Annotated in this window: 20 protein-coding genes; all 20 read left to right on the forward strand. The window is 35.5% G+C overall.

The window, feature by feature from the left end:
- Positions 1 to 32: 32 nt before the first annotated feature.
- The 20 genes from BTM29_RS06910 (at position 33) to BTM29_RS07005 (ending at position 19,621) form a co-directional block, all read left to right on the forward strand.
- Positions 33 to 674, forward strand: a complete 642-nt coding sequence (locus BTM29_RS06910) for a ComF family protein (protein WP_225972185.1) — start codon at positions 33 to 35, stop codon at positions 672 to 674.
- 94 nt (positions 675 to 768) lie between these two features.
- Positions 769 to 1,317, forward strand: coding sequence for a ribosome hibernation-promoting factor, HPF/YfiA family (hpf, locus tag BTM29_RS06915; protein ID WP_076615223.1), 549 nt, complete (start codon positions 769 to 771; stop codon positions 1,315 to 1,317).
- Positions 1,318 to 1,509: 192 nt separating this feature from the next.
- On the forward strand, positions 1,510 to 3,870 hold the full coding sequence (gene secA / locus BTM29_RS06920) for a preprotein translocase subunit SecA (RefSeq protein ID WP_076615227.1): 2,361 nt from the start codon (positions 1,510 to 1,512) through the stop codon (positions 3,868 to 3,870).
- A 44-nt stretch (positions 3,871 to 3,914) separates the two neighbouring features.
- Positions 3,915 to 5,031, forward strand: a protein-coding gene (prfB, locus tag BTM29_RS06925) for a peptide chain release factor 2 (RefSeq protein WP_120270369.1) whose coding sequence is annotated in 2 segments (ribosomal slippage) — positions 3,915 to 3,965 and positions 3,967 to 5,031 — 1,116 coding nt in all. Because the reading frame shifts where the segments join, the coding sequence is not laid out codon by codon here.
- Between the two features lies 1 nt (position 5,032).
- Entirely contained in the window at positions 5,033 to 5,695 is a 663-nt protein-coding gene (locus BTM29_RS06930; protein ID WP_076615234.1) for a response regulator transcription factor, read from the forward strand.
- A gap of 1 nt (position 5,696) precedes the next feature.
- Positions 5,697 to 7,346, forward strand: a complete 1,650-nt coding sequence (locus BTM29_RS06935; RefSeq protein ID WP_076615237.1) for a sensor histidine kinase — start codon at positions 5,697 to 5,699, stop codon at positions 7,344 to 7,346.
- A 213-nt stretch (positions 7,347 to 7,559) separates the two neighbouring features.
- Positions 7,560 to 8,528 (forward strand): glycoside hydrolase family 73 protein, encoded by a 969-nt coding sequence (locus BTM29_RS13120; protein WP_076615240.1) that lies wholly within the window; start codon positions 7,560 to 7,562, stop codon positions 8,526 to 8,528.
- Between the two features lie 260 nt (positions 8,529 to 8,788).
- Entirely contained in the window at positions 8,789 to 9,661 is an 873-nt protein-coding gene (locus BTM29_RS06945) for a phosphate ABC transporter substrate-binding protein PstS family protein (protein ID WP_076615244.1), read from the forward strand.
- Position 9,662: 1 nt separating this feature from the next.
- Positions 9,663 to 10,583 carry a phosphate ABC transporter permease subunit PstC gene (gene pstC, locus BTM29_RS06950; protein ID WP_076615248.1) on the forward strand — a complete coding sequence of 307 codons (921 nt, stop codon included), beginning with the start codon at positions 9,663 to 9,665 and terminating at the stop codon, positions 10,581 to 10,583.
- Positions 10,583 to 11,470 (forward strand): phosphate ABC transporter permease PstA, encoded by an 888-nt coding sequence (gene pstA, locus BTM29_RS06955; protein ID WP_076615251.1) that lies wholly within the window; start codon positions 10,583 to 10,585, stop codon positions 11,468 to 11,470. Before pstC ends, pstA begins: the two co-directional genes overlap by 1 nt.
- A 4-nt stretch (positions 11,471 to 11,474) precedes the next feature.
- Positions 11,475 to 12,284, forward strand: coding sequence for a phosphate ABC transporter ATP-binding protein PstB (pstB, locus tag BTM29_RS06960; RefSeq protein WP_076615255.1), 810 nt, complete (start codon positions 11,475 to 11,477; stop codon positions 12,282 to 12,284).
- Between the two features lie 12 nt (positions 12,285 to 12,296).
- On the forward strand, positions 12,297 to 13,055 hold the full coding sequence (gene pstB / locus BTM29_RS06965) for a phosphate ABC transporter ATP-binding protein PstB (RefSeq protein WP_076615258.1): 759 nt from the start codon (positions 12,297 to 12,299) through the stop codon (positions 13,053 to 13,055).
- 10 nt (positions 13,056 to 13,065) lie between these two features.
- On the forward strand, positions 13,066 to 13,743 hold the full coding sequence (gene phoU, locus BTM29_RS06970; protein WP_076615262.1) for a phosphate signaling complex protein PhoU: 678 nt from the start codon (positions 13,066 to 13,068) through the stop codon (positions 13,741 to 13,743).
- Between the two features lie 62 nt (positions 13,744 to 13,805).
- Positions 13,806 to 14,087: a PspC domain-containing protein gene (locus tag BTM29_RS06975; protein WP_076615265.1), complete on the forward strand. Its 282-nt coding sequence runs from the start codon at positions 13,806 to 13,808 to the stop codon at positions 14,085 to 14,087.
- Between the two features lie 6 nt (positions 14,088 to 14,093).
- On the forward strand, positions 14,094 to 14,459 hold the full coding sequence (locus tag BTM29_RS06980; RefSeq protein WP_076615268.1) for a phage holin family protein: 366 nt from the start codon (positions 14,094 to 14,096) through the stop codon (positions 14,457 to 14,459).
- A 145-nt stretch (positions 14,460 to 14,604) separates the two neighbouring features.
- A complete protein-coding gene (gene hprK / locus BTM29_RS06985; RefSeq protein WP_076615271.1) occupies positions 14,605 to 15,555 on the forward strand; it encodes an HPr(Ser) kinase/phosphatase in 951 nt (316 codons plus the stop codon).
- Positions 15,552 to 16,367, forward strand: a complete 816-nt coding sequence (gene lgt, locus BTM29_RS06990; protein ID WP_076615274.1) for a prolipoprotein diacylglyceryl transferase — start codon at positions 15,552 to 15,554, stop codon at positions 16,365 to 16,367. Before hprK ends, lgt begins: the two co-directional genes overlap by 4 nt.
- A gap of 84 nt (positions 16,368 to 16,451) precedes the next feature.
- Positions 16,452 to 17,414, forward strand: coding sequence for a thioredoxin-disulfide reductase (gene trxB, locus BTM29_RS06995; protein WP_335582997.1), 963 nt, complete (start codon positions 16,452 to 16,454; stop codon positions 17,412 to 17,414).
- 148 nt (positions 17,415 to 17,562) lie between these two features.
- Entirely contained in the window at positions 17,563 to 17,814 is a 252-nt protein-coding gene (locus tag BTM29_RS07000; RefSeq protein WP_083685951.1) for a helix-turn-helix domain-containing protein, read from the forward strand.
- Between the two features lie 88 nt (positions 17,815 to 17,902).
- A complete protein-coding gene (locus tag BTM29_RS07005) occupies positions 17,903 to 19,621 on the forward strand; it encodes a phospho-sugar mutase (RefSeq protein ID WP_076615281.1) in 1,719 nt (572 codons plus the stop codon).
- Positions 19,622 to 19,714 lie beyond the last annotated feature (93 nt).

Here is a 19,714-nt window from a genome sequence, read left to right on the forward strand (position 1 = left end):
GTCTAAATTGTGGTAATAAAAGCATAAACGAGTTGAATTTAAAAATTATTTTTGGGTTTGAAGATTTCGTTCCAGATAATCTATGTGAACTTTGCAGAAGTCAGCTAAATCCACTCAATTATGATGAAGGTTGTATAAGATGTTATAAGAAAAATGATAGTAATATTTGCGAAGATTGCTTGTTGTGGGATAAAAAATATAATATTATCAATTGTCATCAGGCTTTGTTTGAGTATAATCAATTCATACATAGTTATTTTAAAAACTATAAATGGTATGGCGATATTTTATTAGCAGAGTTGTTTTCTAAAGATTTATACAATTGGTCTAAATCTAATAAATTTGATTTAATTACATATATTCCTGCAAGCAACGGACATTTAGAGGCAAGAGGCTTTGATCCTGTATGGGAAATGTATCATAAGGTGTTTGACTTAACGTCAATGCTTGTAAAAATTGATGCAGATAAACCTCAAGCTCAAAAGAACCGCTATGAAAGACTTCAAACGCCGCAAACCTTTTATTTTCATCCTGATAGACTTGATATACCAAGCGATAGTAGTATTTTGATTCTTGACGATGTTTATACTACAGGCCGAACTTTAATGCACGCGAGACAGGCTCTTGAGATAGTTGGTTTCAATAATATTTGTACTTTTTCATTATCTAGGTAGTGAAACCGTTGTCACATTCGCGGAAGAATTATATAATTAGAGAGAAGAGTAGATACACTCTTTAATTTCCTATCGTCGAAAAGGAGAGATTCTTATGTTAACAATTAATGTTCGTGGTGAAAATATCGAGGTAACACAATCGATTCGTGACTATGTTGAAAAAAGATTGTCAAAGATGGAAAAATATTTTAGTGACGGCAGCAATCCAATTGCTCACGTTAATTTGAAGACTTATCCATCAAAAGGTACAAAAGTCGAAGTAACTATTCCACTTCCATACATGACTCTTAGAGCTGAGGAAATAAATGATGACATGTATGCTGGAGTCGACTTAGTAATTGATAAGCTTGAAAGACAAGTTAAGAAGTTTAAGACACGTGTAAATCGTAAGGGACGTGAATCAGGTAGTATTAAGGATATTCCTTTGGATGATGTATCTGCTGAGGACGCAAAAGAAGACGAGACACAAATCGTTAGAACAAAGCGCCTATCATTGAAACCTATGGACGCTGAAGAAGCAGTTCTACAAATGGAAATGCTTGGACATGAATTCTTCATTTTCGAAGATGCCGAAACAAATGGCGCAAGCATCGTATATAAACGTAACGATGGTAAATATGGTTTGATCGAAACAAACGAATAGAAAATATGAGCCAAGACAATTGTCTTGGCTTTTTTTGTTGAACAGAAATTTATTGTGCAAAATACACCAAAAATATACAAATATGGTGTAGTATATTAACTCTGGAAGACTCTATATAATTCTGAGTTTAAAACAATCTAAAAAAATGCTACTATTAAAAGTATGTTTAGTATTTAGGAGAGATTATTACATATGGCAAATCCATTAAGAAAATGGGTCGAAAGCGATAAAAGAGAAGTTAAACGTATGGGCAAAATTGCCGATAAAGTTGAAAGTTATGCTGAAGATTTTAGCAAACTTTCAGATTCACAACTTCAAGCTAAGACTCCTGAATTTAAAGAAAGATTAAAAAAAGGCGAAACTTTAGATGATATTTTACCTGAAGCTTTTGCTACAGCCCGTGAGGGTGCTAAAAGAGTTCTTGGACTCTATCCATTTAGAGTTCAACTAATTGGTGGTATTACACTTCATGAAGGTAATATTGCTGAAATGAAAACTGGTGAAGGTAAGACTTTGACTGCCACATTACCAGTTTATTTGAATGCTCTTGCTGGAAAAGGTGTTCATGTTGTTACCGTTAACGAATATCTATCTTCTCGTGACGCTAAGGAGATGGGTGAGTTATACAACTGGTTAGGACTAACAGTAGGTCTTAACATTAACAGCATGGATTCAGAAGAAAAAAGAGCAGCTTATAACTGTGATATTACTTATTCAACAAATAGTGAACTTGGTTTTGATTATTTGCGTGATAACATGGTCGTTTACAAAGAACAAATGGTTCAACGTCCACTACATTATGCGATTGTCGATGAGGTTGATTCAATTTTGATTGATGAGGCTAGAACACCATTGATTATTTCTGGAGCTGCTGAAAAATCTACAGCCATGTATGTTCGTGCAGATAGATTCTCAAAGACACTTGAAAAAGATGATTATAAGATTGATTGGCCAACAAAGTCGATTAGTTTGACTGAAACGGGTATCAGAAAGTCTGAAGATTACTTCGGACTCGATAACTTATATGATATTGACAATACTGTTTTGAATCATCATTTGGATCAAGCACTTCGTGCAAACTACATCATGACACTTGATATTGATTATGTTGTTCAAGATGGTGAAGTTAAGATCGTTGATCAGTTTACTGGTCGTGTTATGGATGGTCGTCGTTATTCTGATGGATTACATCAAGCTATTGAAGCTAAAGAAGGCGTTGAGATCCAAGACGAAACTAAGACCATGGCTAATATCACTTATCAAAACTTCTTCCGTATGTACGATAAATTGTCTGGTATGACAGGTACAGCTAAGACAGAAGCAGAAGAATTCAGAGAAATTTACAACATGGAAGTTATCTCAATACCTACTAACAAGCCAGTTGTTCGTGATGATAAGGATGATTTATTATATCCAACATTGAAGAGTAAGTTTGCGGCTGTTGTTGAAGATATTAAGAGAAGACATGAAAAGGGACAACCTTTATTGGTTGGTACCGTTGCTGTTGAATCTTCTGAGTACTTATCTAAGTTATTGGATAAGGATGGTATTCCACATGCTGTCTTGAATGCTAAGAACCATGCAAAAGAAGCTGAAATCGTTATGAACGCTGGTCAACGTGGTGCTGTAACTATTGCCACTAATATGGCTGGTCGTGGTACTGATATTAAGCTTGGACCTGGTGTTAAAGAAGTCGGTGGATTGGCTGTTCTTGGTACAGAACGTCATGAGTCACGTCGTATTGATAACCAGCTTCGTGGTAGATCTGGTCGTCAAGGGGACCCTGGTGTGACACAATTCTATATGTCGCTTGAGGATGATTTGATGAAGCGTTTTGGTTCAGAGAGAATCAAGCGTGTTCTTAAGACCTTGAAGATCGAAGACGAAGATGCAGTTATTCAAAGTAAAATGATGACTCGTCAAGTTGAATCTGCTCAAAAACGTGTTGAAGGTAATAACTACGATACACGTAAGAACACTCTACAATATGATGATGTTATGCGTGAACAACGTGAGGTTATCTATAAAGAGAGAATGGAAGTAATTACTGAAGAAAAAGATCTTGATCGTGTTCTTCTTCCAATGATTGAACGTACTATCAAAGCTACTGTTGATGTACATACACAAGGAAAAGAAGAAGATTGGGACCTTGCCGCTATTGCTGATTTTGCAACTTCAGCATTAGTTAGCGATAAGAACTTCAGTGTTGTTGACCTTCAACTTAAGACTTCAGAAGAAATTGTTAAGTATTTGATGGACTTTGTTAATAAAAACTACGAAGACAAGAAAAAACAACTTGGAGATCCTTCTCAAATGTTAGAGTTTGAAAAGGTTGTTATCCTTAGAGTTGTTGATGAGCACTGGACTGATCATATCGATGCAATGGATCAATTGCGTCAATCAATTGGTCTACGTGGTTATGGACAATTAAATCCACTTGTTGAATATCAAGAAGAAGGATATCGCATGTTTGAAGAAATGGTTTCAGATATTGAATATGATGTAACAAGATTATTCATGAAGGCCGAAATTAGACAAAATATGGAAAGATAAATCGGCAGGCCGCTTGGCCTGCCCTTTTTTATAGGAGTGAGATTATGGAATTTGGTGAAATAAAGACCAGAATAAGTAATATTGAAAGCAAAATAAGTCAATTCAGGGGGTCTCTTTGACTTAGACGGTCTGGAAGAAGCAATTGCCGAAAATGAGGCGAAAATGGGTGACAATGACTTTTGGAATGATCATGAAAAAGCCCAAAAAGTCATTGATGCCAATAATGATTTAAAAGAAAAGTATGATAATTTCAAACAACTTGATGAAAGCTTTGAGAATTTACAGGTTTTGGCAGAACTTTATCAAGATGATCCTGAAGAGGAATTAATCGTACAACTTGAAAATGATACGACAACTCTTGAAAAACAAATGCAATCTTATGAATTGACAATGTTGCTTTCTCAACCTTATGATTCTAATAATGCAATCCTTGAGATTCATCCCGGTGCTGGTGGTACAGAATCCCAAGATTGGGGAGCAATGTTATTGCGTATGTACCAAAGATGGTCTGATCAACATGGATTTTCTGTTGAAATTGAAGACTATCAACCAGGGGATGAAGCTGGAATCAAAAGTGTATCCATAATGATCAGTGGTAAGAATGCATACGGACTTTTACGTTCTGAGCGTGGAGTTCACAGATTGGTTAGAATTTCACCTTTTGATTCTGCGGGACGTCGACATACTTCGTTTGCCTCTGTAGACGTTATGCCAGAACTTGATGATTCGATTGAAGTGGAGATTAACGATGATGATTTACGTGTTGATGTTTTCCGCTCGTCAGGTGCTGGTGGACAGCATATCAATAAGACCTCATCAGCGGTAAGAATTACACATTTACCAACTGGTATAGTTGTTAGTTCACAGGCACAAAGGTCTCAACTTCAAAATAGACAAACAGCAATGAGTATGTTGAAAGCTAAGTTATATCAACGAGAACAAGAAGAACAAGCAAAGAAAAATGCCGAAATCAAAGGTGAACAAATGGATATTGGCTGGGGTTCGCAAATCAGATCGTATGTATTCCATCCATATACAATGGTAAAAGATCATCGTTCAAACTATGAATCTGGTAACGGACAAGCCGTTATGGATGGAGATTTGGATCCGTTTATTTATGCCTACTTGCAATGGAAGCTTCAAGAGGAGAATCCAGATTAATATGCAAAAAAGAATTTTGATTGTAGATGATGAGCCATCAATTCTAGAATTGATTGAGTACAATTTAACGTCCAAAGGATATGATACAGACGTCGCCGACAACGGAGAAGATGCTCTAAATAAAATCCTAATGGAAAAGTTTGACTTAGTCTTGCTTGATCAAATGCTTCCTAAACTAAGTGGTATTGAGATCCTTAAAAAGATTCGTTCCGTGGGAAACTTGACTCCAGTAATATTTTTGACGGCGGTAGATGCTGAAGAAAATAAAATTGAGGGCCTTGTCAGTGGGGCTGATGATTATATTACAAAACCGTTTAGTATTAAGGAACTTTTGGCGAGGATAGAAGTAGTTTTACGTCGGACTGCAAGTTCTGAAAAAACAAAATTTGCTTTAAATAAAGCCGCAAAGAGTTTAACCATTAATGGAATTGAAATAACTTTGACACGTAAAGAGTATCAATTATTAGAGTTCTTATTGGATAACAAGGGAATTGTGGTTTCGCGGGATCAGATCTTTGATAATGTGTGGGGATTGAACTCAAACTCACAATTAAGGATGGTCGATATTCAAATCAGTCATCTTCGTGATAAAATTGAAAAGGATACTAAAGATCCGCAAATAATAAAAACCGTACACGGATTCGGTTACGTCTTAGAGGTGTGATATGAGGAAAAAATTAGGGCCATTAATTGCAATCGCTATTACTGTAATAATCTTTATCGTACTGTCGGTATTTGCCGATAATATCTTGTCTCATTCTCAAAATGAAATGTTTGCGGATGAAACTGTGTCTTATCGAGAGCTCAAAAAGAATCATTCACAGTCCCAAGCAGCCAAATATGCCAATTTGTCATATATTGATACTACAAAACGTGATACTTCCTTGGAAAAAGGTGCATATGATTTGATTCATCGTGGACACTTAACTCCTGGACAAAATTATGTGACAAAAGATACCTTTGGAACTAGAACAATGTATTACATGCATGGATCTAGTAAGTATGTTGTTGCAAAGAAATATAAGAGACTTTGGAATCAAGATACGTTCTCATTTTTGATGGTTGCATTCATTTACTTTATTGTGACTGACTTTATGATTCTATTCTTTTACCGTAAGCGTCAGATTCTTAGCAAGGATATCAAGAGTGTTACTGAGAATTTGAAGCGGGTTAGAAAAAACAAAGAAATGGCATCACTGATTCTTTCACCAGATGATGAGTTATATGAGTTGGTTGAACAAACTAATGATATTAGTATGGATATTAATGAATTGCGTGATAATGCTAGATTACGTGAAAGACGATTCAAGGGTTTGATAGGACATTTGCCAATTGGCGTTATGCTGTTGAACTCACAAGGTGAAGTCTTGATGCACAATCAGGCAATGGCAGGATTGTTGGATGAGAATATTTCCAACGAAATACATCCCTTTATTGAAGATGTTAAAACGTATAGTTTGAGTCGTATGATTGAACATACCTTGCGTAAGAACAAGAATCATCATCGTGAGATTCAACTAGTTGGTAATTCACAAAAGTACGTTGACGCCAACGTCATTCGCTTGGTTCATTCACGTGAAGACTATGATCAACAAGTTCTGGTTATTTTATATGATTTGACTGAAAGTAGAAGATTTGAACAGATTCAAGTGGATTTCGTTAATAATGTCAGCCATGAATTAAAGACTCCAATTACTTCAATCGAAGGGTTCTCTGAGACATTATTGAATGGTGCCAAAGATGATCCAGAGAAATTGGATCATTTCTTACATATCATTAATGATGAAAGTGTTCGTTTGACGGAACTTATTCAAGATATTCTATCGTTATCTAAAGTTAAAAAGGATGCCCAAAAGGCGCAACTTGTTAACATGGAAGAAGACGTTGACAAGATATTAGAGCGCATGGAGATCCCAATTAAGAAGCATGGTATTCATGTTAAAAAAGAATTCTTTGGTAATGAGAATATAACTATTAACAAAGAAAAGATAAACTTGATACTTAGCAACCTGATTAAAAATGCTATTTCATATAACAAAGAAAATGGAACTATTGCTATGGAGTTCCATCATGATGAAATAGAAAACCGTATCAGATTTGTTATTCAAGATACTGGTATTGGAATTTCTGACGATGAACAAGATCGTGTATTTGAACGATTTTATCGTGTGGATAAATCAAGAAGCTTGGAAACAGGTGGTACTGGACTTGGTTTAGCTATTGTCAAAGAAACAGTTGATAATATGAATGGGACAATAAATATGGAGTCTCATAAGGGTCTGGGCTCCACATTTACAGTAAATATTCCTTTATAATAATTATTTGGGATTGTGACAAAGATTTTTAGGTCACAATCTTTTTTTGTGCAAAAAATCCTTATGGTAAAACAAAAAGCTCTTTCAATTACCTTGATTGTTGCAGAAATGTTACATAATGTTTAGTTTCTGTTACAGAATCCAAGATTCATTGAATATGGTCTTTTTAAATAGTAATCTGGTACGTAGATACTTATATAGGGGGATCTTTCAATGAATAAAAAAGTGCTGTTAACAAGCGTTGCCGTTCTTAACACACTAGCTGCCGTCGCTGCTCCAACGGTTGCTTCCGCTGCCACGGACACTACAAGTGTTCCGGAAAGTTCAGAACAAGTAAATAATTCAGATCAAAATAATAATGATACAGATGTAATTTCAGGATCAGACGTTCAAAAGGCTGATACAACAGTTGCTCATACAGCTACTGTTCAATCAGAATCTTCAACAAAGGCTATCGTTCAAGCTACAAGTAGTGGTGTAACATCATCACAACAACAACAATTCTTGTCAGAAGCTGTTCCAATGGCTCAACAAGCTGCTTCAAAGTATAATTTATATACTTCAGTTATGTTAGCTCAAGCTATTCTTGAAAGTGGATGGGGTGCTTCAACTCTAGCTACTCAAGGCCATAACTTGTTTGGTATCAAGGGTGACTATAATGGTGCCTACGTATCAATGCCGACTTCTGAATGGAGTTCATCACAAGGTTGGTATACAATTTATGCCAACTTTAGAAAATATCCAAGTTATTATGAATCATTCTTAGATAATGGTGATAAGTTACGTAATGGTGTTTCATGGAATTCTAGCTACTATTCAGGTACATGGAAAGAAAATACATCATCATATAAAGATGCTACCGCTTGGTTGCAAGGCAGATATGCTACTGCACCTAACTATGCTTCATCATTGAACAGCTTGATTTCAACATACAACTTGACTCAATATGATGGTAATGCAGAAACAAACAGTGGTTCTGACAATAATTCAGATACAGTACACGTAAATGCTACACCATACGCTAGATTACAAGATAGCAATGGTAAAGAAGTTAAGAATCGTGCCTTAGCTACAAATACTGATTGGTATTTCAATAAGACTAAGACTGCTTCTGACGGTACTGTTTGGTATCATGTTGCAACTAACGAATGGGTTAGTGCAAGTGACATTTCAGTTAAATAATTAGTGAAATTTTAAGAGCGTGGCAAAATGTGCTTAGCTTTCGAGTATAGTTGCGAAAAAAGTCCAGTATTTACGTAAGTAAATACTGGGCTTTTTTTGAACTAGACGGAGAAAATCGTGTTTTGTCACGCGTTTTTACTGCAAGTTTGAGTAGAAACAAAGTTATGTACAACTACTTTATGAATTTTTTTGTTTCAACGTCCATTTTTATACAAAAAATATACATTGTTATATTAATATTGGTTAGATAGAGGTGAAAAATGTTGAAGAAAAGAATTTTTGCGTTGTTTGCTGTAATTTTTGGCGCAATTTTTGTTTTATCTGGCTGCTCCGGGAGTGGTAGTCAAAAAACAATAACCGCTGTAGGTTCCTCTGCGGCCCAACCATTGGTTGAACTTGCGGGTGAGGAATTCTCAAAAGATAATCCAAATGAATACGTCAATGTTCAAGGTGGTGGTACTGGTCTTAGTCAGATACAACAAGGTGCTGTCGATATTGGTAATTCTGATTTGTACGCTGAACAAAAGAGTGGTATTGATGCCAGTAAACTGGTAGATCATCGTATTGCTGCAGTGGGAATGGTTCCTATTGTAAATAAAGACGTTAAAGTGGATTCTTTAACTATTAAACAGTTAAGACAGATATTTTCTGGGGAAGTAACTAATTGGAAACAAGTCGGTGGACAAGATCTTAAAATTACGATTATAAATCGTGCCGATGGAAGTGGAACCAGATCTGCATTTGAAGATGATGTAATGGAGAATGTTCCATTTGCTAGTTCACAAGAACAAGACTCAAGTGGGATGGTACGTCAAATTGTTTACAATACTGATGGTGCAATCAGTTATTTGGCGATGCCATATTTAAATAACACCGTGAAGACATTGAATGTAAATGGTGTAAAACCAACTATTAAGAATATTGAGAATAATACTTGGAAGATTTGGTCATATGAGCATTTGTATACAAAGGGTAATCCTAAAGGGATGACCAAAGAATTCTTGAGTTATATTATGACGGATAAAATTCAAAACCAAGTAGTTAAAAAGCTACAATATGTTCCAATAAAAGATATGAAGTATCAAAAAGATTACAAGGGTAACGTAACGCCTGTTTCAAAGGGGGAAGTTTAATATGAAAGATCCGATTAGAGAAAGTCTAACTAAAAAATCTGTATCAGCTAAAAGAGAAACTCGTGGAAAAATAATTTCGTTCAGTTTTACCGCAGTTATCGTAATTTTAGTTGTAACAATAATTGGATTCGTTGCTTCGAGAGGATTAGTTATCTTCTTTAAGGATGGAGTTAATCCTATTAACTTCTTAACTAATTCAGTTTGGTCCCCCAGCAAACTAGATAGTGCAGGTCATCCTATTGTTGGTGCCGCACCAATGATCGTTGGTTCGTTTGCTGTTACTTTTATTGCCGCTTTGATTGGGACACCTTTTGCAATTGCAGCAGCATTATTTATGACTGAGATATCTCCAAAATGGGGACGTAAAATTTTGCAACCAGTAATTGAATTATTGGTCGGAATTCCCTCAGTTGTTTATGGTTTCATCGGTTTAACAGTAGTTGTTCCATTTGTACGAAAGATAGCCGGCGGAAGTGGGTTTGGTATTTTGGCTGGTTCTTTTGTATTATTCGTTATGATTTTACCGACTATAACGTCAATGTCAGTCGATGCACTACGTGCAGTGCCAAGATATTATCGTGAGGCATCACTAGCACTAGGTGCTACTCGTTGGCAAACTATTCATAAAGTTATATTACGTGCCGCTACACCAGGGCTTTTGACAGCCGTAGTGTTTGGTATGTCACGTGCCTTTGGTGAAGCGTTAGCCGTTCAAATGGTCATTGGTAATGCAATGTTGTTACCAGAAAATTTGGTATCACCATCTGCTACTTTGACTAGTGTTCTTACAATGAATATGGGAAATACAATTATGGGGTCAACAGCCAATAATGCCTTGTGGTCGCTAGCATTATTACTACTTCTTATGTCGTTGCTATTTAACTTTGTAATTAGAATTATCGCAAAGAGAGGTAAGATGTAATGCTTAATGAAAAAGTAAAAGATAAAATTGCTACAGGCGTTATTTATACCATGTCAGGAATTATCGTACTTATTTTGGCAGGATTACTACTATACATTTTGGGAAGTGGCTTACGCTATGTTAATTGGCACTTTCTAACTTCTGGATCAAAGGCTTTCCAGGCTGGTAGTGGTGTTGGTATTCAGTTGTTCAATTCCTTTTTCTTGTTGATACTTTCAATGCTTATTTCTATACCTATTTCGATCTCGGCTGGTATTTATCTATCTGAATATGCTGGGAAGAACAAGCTAGTGGAGATCATTAGAATTTCAATTGAAGTCCTAAGTTCACTACCATCGATCGTTGTTGGGTTGTTTGGATTTTTGATCTTTGTAATTAGTTTTAAATTTGGATTTTCAATTCTTTCTGGTGCATTGACTTTGACAGTGTTCAATTTGCCAATTTTAACTAGAAATGTTGAAGATTCATTGAGGTCAGTTGCTCAATCACAACGTGAAGCTGGATTGGCATTAGGCTTATCCAAGTGGGAAACAGTTATACATGTAATTATTCCCGATGGACTTCCAGGAATCATTACCGGGATGATCATCGGGGCCGGTAGAGTCTTTGGTGAAGCCGCTGCACTTATTTATACAGCAGGTCAAAGTGCACCGCCACTAGACTTTACTAACTTCAATATTTTCAGTATTACTAGTCCTTTGAATTTAATGCGTCCTGCTGAAACTTTGGCTGTACATATCTGGAAGGTCAATTCTGAAGGATTGATTCCTGATGCTGTTCAAGTCTCAGCTGGTGCATCTGCAGTTTTGATTATTGCGGTATTACTATTTAATTTACTATCAAGATATATTGGTAATTTGGTTTATAAAAAGATGACTGGAGAATAATTTTATGGATGTACAAAAAAATGAAGAACAATTTATTCATCAATTAGATGAAAAAGATCATGAAATAGCTATGTCCACTAAAGACTTGCAAGTATTCTACGGTGAAAAAGAAGCAATGCACAAAGCCAGTCTCCAATTTGAAAGATATAAAATAACTTCTTTAATTGGTGCTTCTGGATCAGGAAAGTCAACTTTCTTGCGGTCATTGAATAGAATGAACGATAATGTACCCGGAGCACTAGTTAAGGGCCAGATAATGTATCGTGGCCTTGATATAAACAAAAATGATGTAGATATTTATGAAACAAGAAAACATATTGGAATGGTGTTCCAGCGTCCAAATCCGTTTGCAAAATCAATTTATAATAATATAACTTTTGCGCTAAAACGGCATGGATTACATGATAAAAATAAACTGGATGAAATTGTCGAAACAACTTTGAAGCAGGCTTCACTATGGGATCAAGTTAAAGATGATCTTAACAAGAGTGCCATGGCTTTATCCGGTGGACAGCAACAACGTTTGTGCATTGCACGTGCGATTGCTATGAAACCTGATATTTTGTTAATGGATGAACCAGCTAGTGCTCTGGATCCTATTTCCACTTCAAATATTGAAGAGACAATGCTCAATCTTAAAGAACAATTTACAATTATTATCGTGACACATAATATGCAGCAAGCGGCTAGAATCAGTGATTATACAGCATTTTTCCATATGGGACATGTAGTAGAATTCAATGAAACTAGAAAAATCTTCACACGTCCTAAGATTAAGACGACAGAAGATTACGTTTCAGGACATTTCGGGTAGGAGGCTCCACTTTTGGGAGAAAAAATTTTAACATCTTCGGATGTACATTTATTTTATGGAAAAAAAGAAGCTTTGCAAGGTATCAACCTAGATTTCAATAAGAATGAAATTACTGCTTTGATTGGACCTTCAGGATGTGGTAAATCTACATATCTTCGTTGCTTGAATCGAATGAATGATTTAATTCCTAACGTAACAATCACTGGAACAATTTCTTTAAATGGTAAAAACATTTACGCACCTAACATTGATACGGTAGAATTAAGGAAGCAGGTCGGAATGGTTTTTCAACAACCCAATCCGTTCCCGTTCTCAGTTTATGACAATGTGATATATGGATTACGTTTGGCTGGAGTCAAAGATAAGTCAGTATTAGATGAAGCAGTTGAGACTAGTTTACAAAATGCCGCTGTTTGGGATGATGTTAAAGATAAGTTACATCAAAGTGCTTTATCTCTATCTGGTGGACAGCAACAAAGAGTCTGTATTGCTAGAGTCTTAGCGGTTAAGCCAGATATTATTCTCTTAGATGAACCAACTTCAGCACTTGATCCAATATCTTCAGCAAAGGTTGAGGATACATTACTTAATTTGCGTGAAGATTATACAATCATTACCGTTACACATAATATGCAACAGGCCTCAAGAATTTCAGATCGCACAGCTTTCTTCTTAAATGGAGAATTAATTGAAGCTGATAAAACAAAAAATATATTCTTAAATCCAAAAGAAAAGCAAACTGAGGACTATATCTCAGGTAAATTCGGATAGGGGGAAAATTATGCGTAGTACTTTTGAAGAACAACTTAACGACTTACATTTACGATTTTCAGAAATGGGAATGATGGCTAGTGAGGCAATTATGAAGTCTGTTAAAGCCTATATCAATCACGATAAAGCATTAGCTAAAGAAGTTATCGAGAAGGATGTTTATATAAATAAACGAGAGACTGATCTTGAAAAGGATTCCTTTGAAATGATAGCTCTACAACAACCCGTTACTTCGGATTTACGTATGATCGTTACAGTATTGAAAGCTAGTTCAGATCTTGAACGTATGGGAGATCACGCTGTAAGTATTGCCCAAGAAACAATCAGAGTTAAAGGTAAGACACGTATACCAGAAATGGAAAAGTTGATCAGTGAAATGGGTGACATGAGCACAAGTATCGTTGAAGATTCACTAGAAGCATATTTAAAACGAGACGATAAGATGGCTGAAGATGTTGCACGTCGTGATATTGAGATCGATGAAAAGAGTAAAATGATCAACGAACTGTGTATCAAGGATATGCAAAAAACGGCTGATAATATCTTGAGTGGTACTTCATATATGCTAGTAGCCAGTTATCTTGAACGTGTTGGAGATTACTCAACTAATATTTGTGAATGGGTAGTTTACTTAAATAGTGGTCACGTGATTGAATTAAATCGTAAGCATATGGCTGAACAGGATTAAGTTGTTGGTTGCAGTTCCCACGGCTATGTTGTATATTTTTAACAAAGTTGAGGTGAGATTTCTTGAAAGAACGTATCACAAGATCTAGTAAGGATAGAATGATTGCTGGTGTTTGTGGTGGTTTAGGAGAACATTTTGGAATAGACTCGACTTGGATTAGATTGGCGTTTATATTTGTATCGCCATTCAGTTATTTCTTAACGATTCTAGTCTATGCAATCTGTGTATTTTCATTTCCAGAAAAACGTAACATTCAGCAAACAGATTTTGATGAACCATATAATCCGTATGTAAGAATTAATAAGAAAAATCGTAAAATAAATAAAAAAGGAGATAAGGTATAAAAACAAATGAGACTATTAATTAAAATGGCAATTTACACTGTACTATTTTTAGCAATAGCTAGATTGATTCCGAATATGTTCTATGTTGATAGTTTGACTACGGCAATTATAGCTAGTTTTGTTTTAATTGTTCTTAACTGGACTATAAAACCAATTTTGCACCTTATTTCATTGCCAATAACATTCATTACGTTTGGATTATTCTCATTCGTAATTAGTGCGGCTACTTTAGAGATAACATCGTCATTAATGGGACCAACAACATTTTATTTCAGTAGTTTTGGCGCTGCCATTGTAGTGGCAATTATCTTAGCCATTTGTAATTCGGTTATTAATCGATACACGACGGATAACTTTAACAAACGAGTATAGATATTTTAAGTACATAAAGGGTTGGTATTTACTTTGTAAACGTAAATATCGATCCTTTTTGCTTTTTCTTGATACAGCTCAATTCTTTTATTGTCATTATAATGATAGAATTGATGTAAGAATAAATATTAGTGAGGAATGCTTTATGACAAGTTTTGTTACGGTATCTGAATTAGTAAAAGAAAATGATCTGAAAGTTTATGGTGGTAAGGAATTACTAGATGACAGAAAAGTTACTACTAGTGATATCTCACGTCCGGGAATTGAACTAACAGGTTACTTTGATTATTATCCAAGTGAACGTATTCAATTATTCGGTCAAACTGAATCAGCTTATTCACATTCAATGACGGCTAATAATCGCTACAAGGTAATGCTAGAGATTTGTAGAGAAGATACACCAGCATTATTGATTTCACGTAATATTAAGCCTAGTGCTGAATTGTTACGTGCTGCCAAAGAACATAAGGTGCCAGTTATTGGTTCTGAGTTACCAACTACGAGACTTTCAAGTATGGTAACTGAGTTCTTGGATCAAAAATTAGCACCAAGAGAGTCAATCCACGGTGTGTTAGTTGATGTGTATGGTATTGGTATATTATTAACGGGACATTCTGGTATTGGTAAGAGTGAGACTGCTCTAGAATTAGTTAAAAGAGGTCACAGACTTATTGCTGATGATCGTGTTGATGTTTATCAGCAAGATGAAAAAACAATCGTTGGTGAAGCACCTAAGATATTGAATCACCTACTTGAAATTCGTGGTATTGGAATCATTGATATGATGAATTTGTTTGGTGCAGGTGCAGTTAGATCTGAGAGTGATATTCAATTGATCATCAATCTTGAAGATTGGTCTCCTGATAAGAATTACGATCGTATTGGAACAATGGAGAACAAACGTGCTATTTTTGATGTAAAAGTCCCTCAAATTACCGTTCCAGTTAAAGTTGGTCGTAATATTTCTATTATCATCGAAGTTGCAGCAATGAACTTCCGTGCTAAGAATATGGGATATGACGCTACTAAGAAGTTCGAAGAGAATTTAGGTTCATTAATTAAAGAAAATACACAAAACGAAGAAGGTAACAAATGAGTTTATTAGCCTTAAATCCAATTGCCTTTAATATTGGAGCACTGGAAATACACTGGTATGGAATTATTATTGCATTAGGAGCTCTAGTTGGTGTAATTATGGCAATGTCTGAAGCAAAAAAACGTGGCATTGATCCAGACAATATATTGGATTTAGTTTTATGGGGAGTTCCCATTGCATTAGTTGGGGCCAGAATATATTATGTGATTTTTGAATTACCATTTTATTTGGCTAACCCAAGCGAGATCATTAAGATATGGCATGGTGGAATTGCTATATATGGTGGTTTGATAGCTGCTTTTATCGTGTTGATAGTATTGTGTAAACGTCGTAAATTATCAATTTGGTTAATGTTAGATATAGCTGCGCCATCCGTGTTATTTGGTCAAATAGTTGGTCGCTGGGGTAATTTTATGAACCAAGAAGCTTTTGGTGCCAAGACTAGTTTGGGATTTTTACAATCATTACATCTACCACAATTTGTTATCGAGCAAATGTACATCAATGGATCATACCGCCAGCCTACATTCTTATATGAATCATTTTTCAATTTGATTGGGTTGATCATCATTTTGGCCATACGTCATAGAAAACAACTACTCAAGCAAGGCGAAGTATTTCTATCATATTTGATTTGGTATCCAGCAGTTAGATTCTTCGTTGAAGGGATGCGTACGGATAGTTTATACATTATGCCTGGCATCAGAGTTTCACAGGTGTTGTCAGTAGTGCTATTCGTTGTGGCTATTGGGGTCTTTGTCTATCGTAGACGTAATGTTTATAAGTTACCGTGGTATGTTGAAGCAAAATAATGGATTTTTATTTTTAAAATGGTAAGATTTTACAAGTTGATACAGATAGGTACATACGTTTGCTATCTGGAATTATTTTAAGTTATAGTACGTTTTGAGGAGGTACATTTAATGAAAACATATGATGTAGTAGTAATTGGTGCTGGACCCGGTGGATTGACCGCTGCACTTTATGCTTCACGTGCAAATCTATCAGTTATGATTCTCGACCGTGGTATTTACGGTGGTCAGATGAATAATACAGCTGAAATCGAAAACTATCCTGGTTTTGAATCGATTCTAGGACCAGACTTGAGTGAGAAGATGTATAATTCATCAACTCGTTTTGGCGCAGATTTTGGTTACGGTGCTGTGGATTCAGTAGAGGATAAAGGAACAACAAAGATTGTTCACACTGACGATGGTGACTATGAAACTAAAGTAGTAATCATTGCTACTGGTTCACAATACAAGAAAATTGGCGTTCCTGGTGAAGATGAATTATCAGGCCGTGGAGTTTCTTACTGTGCTGTATGTGATGGTGCTTTCTTCAAAGGTAAGGATGTTGCAGTAATCGGTGGAGGAGATTCCGCTGTTGAAGAGGGTGTTTATCTAACTCAACTTGCTAGTTCAGTTACGATTATTCACCGTCGTGATCAATTACGTGCCCAAAGAATCCTTCAAGATCGTGCTTTTAAGAATGATAAGATCAAATTTGTTTGGAATGCCGATGTTAAGGAAATCGTCGATGAAGATGGCAAAGTTGGTGGAGTTCGTTATGTAGATAAAAAAACTGGTGAAGAGCATGTTGTTCCTGCTAGTGGTGCATTTATCTATGTTGGTATTCAACCTATGACTGATTCATTTAAGAGTCTTGGTATTCTTGATGCCGATGGTTGGATCGATACAACTGATCACATGGAGACAAAAGTACCTGGTGTATACGCAATCGGTGATGTTAGAAAGAAAGACTTACGTCAGATTGCAACTGCTGTTGGTGATGGTGGAGTTGCCGGACAAGAGGCCTTCAACTATATCCAAACACTAAGTGATAAAGTTACAGCTTAATTATATTAATTTAAAAAAGGGTGGATAAATTTCCACTCTTTTTTTGTTGCATAATCATAAAAATATTTTTACAAATATTGACTCATATAGAGACCTGTTTAAACATATAATAAGACGTGAAATAAAGAAACGGATTGGAGTGTTTTATATGCGCGAATTAGTTAAGGAAAAAAATCAAATATATCAAGAATCAGAATTAAACATCCACACGAACTTAAAATTACTCCGCCAGAAATTCGGAGTAACACAAAAGCAAGTGGCAGAGGTATTACACGTCGATGTAACGACACTATCTCATTATGAGACAGGTATTAGAATTCCAGATATTGAAACCCTAATTAGACTGGCTGATTATTATGGAACAACTGTAAATTGTATAATAAGCTATGAAGCTATTTAATAAAAATGACTCGTTATTTCGGTAGCGGGTTATTTTTATTGGTATAATATAGTTGTGTAAGTACTTACAAATTAGGAGGACAATTTTAATGTCTTGGCAAAATACATTACAGGAATGGCTTGATTATAAGGAATTAGATCCTGAATTGAAATCACAATTGATGGATTTACAAAAGAATCCTGATGAGACTGAGGAAGCATTCTATGCTCCAATGGAATTTGGAACTGCAGGAATGCGTGGATTACTTGGACCTGGTATCAATCGTATGAATATTTATACGGTTAGACAGGCTGCACAAGGATTGGCATCATTTATGGATACTTTAGATGAGTCAGATAAATCCAAAGGAGTTGCAATCAGTTACGATTCACGTTATTACTCACAAGAGTTCGCTTATGAGTCAGCTAAAGTGCTTGGTGCACATGGTATTCACAGTTATGTATTCGATAGTTTACGTCCAACTCCTGAATTGTCGTTTGCTGTAAGAAGCCTTCATACATATGCTGGTATTATGATCACAGCTAGTCATAATCCTAAACAATATAATGGTTTCAAAATATACGGTCCAGATGGTGGTCAAATGCCACCCGTTGAATCAGATAATATTACTAGTTTTGCACGTAAAGCTAGTGACCTATTTGCTATTGAAACAGTGTCTGTACAACAACTCCGTGTGGATAAATTATTGACTTTGATTGGTGAAGATGTTGATTTAGATTATTTAGATAAATTAGATACAGTTGTTGTTAATCATGATCTTATTAAGAATTACGGAAACAAAATGAATTTTGTTTATACACCACTTCATGGTACAGGTAAGATGATTGCTCCAAGAATTTTTCAAAAATTAGGTTTCAAGAATTTCTCAATGGTAGCAAAACAAGCCATTCTTGATCCTGAATTTGAGACAACTCCATTTCCTAATCCTGAATTTGCCCAAACATTTGATTTAGCGATTGAACAGGGTAAAAAAATCGGCGCTAATATCTTGATCGCGACTGATCCAGATGCTGACAGACTTGGTGCTGCAGTACGTCAGCCAGATGGTTCATATGAATTAATGACTGGTAATCAGATTGCTTCAGTATTGCTTAACTATATTTTGAATGCCAAAAAGGAATTGGGAGTTCTACCAGAAAACGGTGCTGTTGTTAAATCAATTGTTTCAACTGAATTGGCAACTGCTATCGCTAATAAATATAACGTTAAGATGTTCAATGTATTGACTGGATTCAAATATATCGCAGAAAAAATTCAAAACTTTCAAGATACAGGTAGTAATGAATTCTTGTTTGGTTTTGAAGAGAGTTATGGTTATTTAGTTAAACCATTTGTTCGTGACAAAGATGCAATGCAATCAACAATTCTTCTTGCTGAAGCAGCAGCTTATTATGAATCAAAAGGTAAAACAATTTATGACGCTCTAGAAGACTTATATCAAGAGTTTGGATATTATCGTGAAAAGACGATTTCTAAGACTTTTGATGGTATTTCTGGAAAAGATAAAATGGCTGCAATTATGAAGAAGTTACGTGAAGAAGGATTTGAAGAGATCGGTGGATTAAAAGTCGTTAAATCACTAGATTATCTCAAACAAACTCTTAAAACTGACAGTGGTACAGAAAGTACTGGTCTTCCTAAAGCAGATGCCTTGAAGTTTATTTTGGAAGATGGTACTTGGGTGGCAGTTCGTCCATCAGGTACTGAACCTAAAATGAAATTCTATATAGGAATTACAAGTGATAGTGATGATCATGCGGCTACAAAACTTGAGAAATTTGCTAAAGAAGTAAGTGGCTGGGAATAAGTTGTAAAATGGAAGTTATCATAATTGATAGTTTCCATTTTTTATTTTCTCAAAAATTATTTTGGTAAGTAATCACTTACTTGCGGTATAATA

Source organism: Companilactobacillus allii, from assembly GCF_001971585.1.
GTDB lineage: Bacteria > Bacillota > Bacilli > Lactobacillales > Lactobacillaceae > Companilactobacillus > Companilactobacillus allii.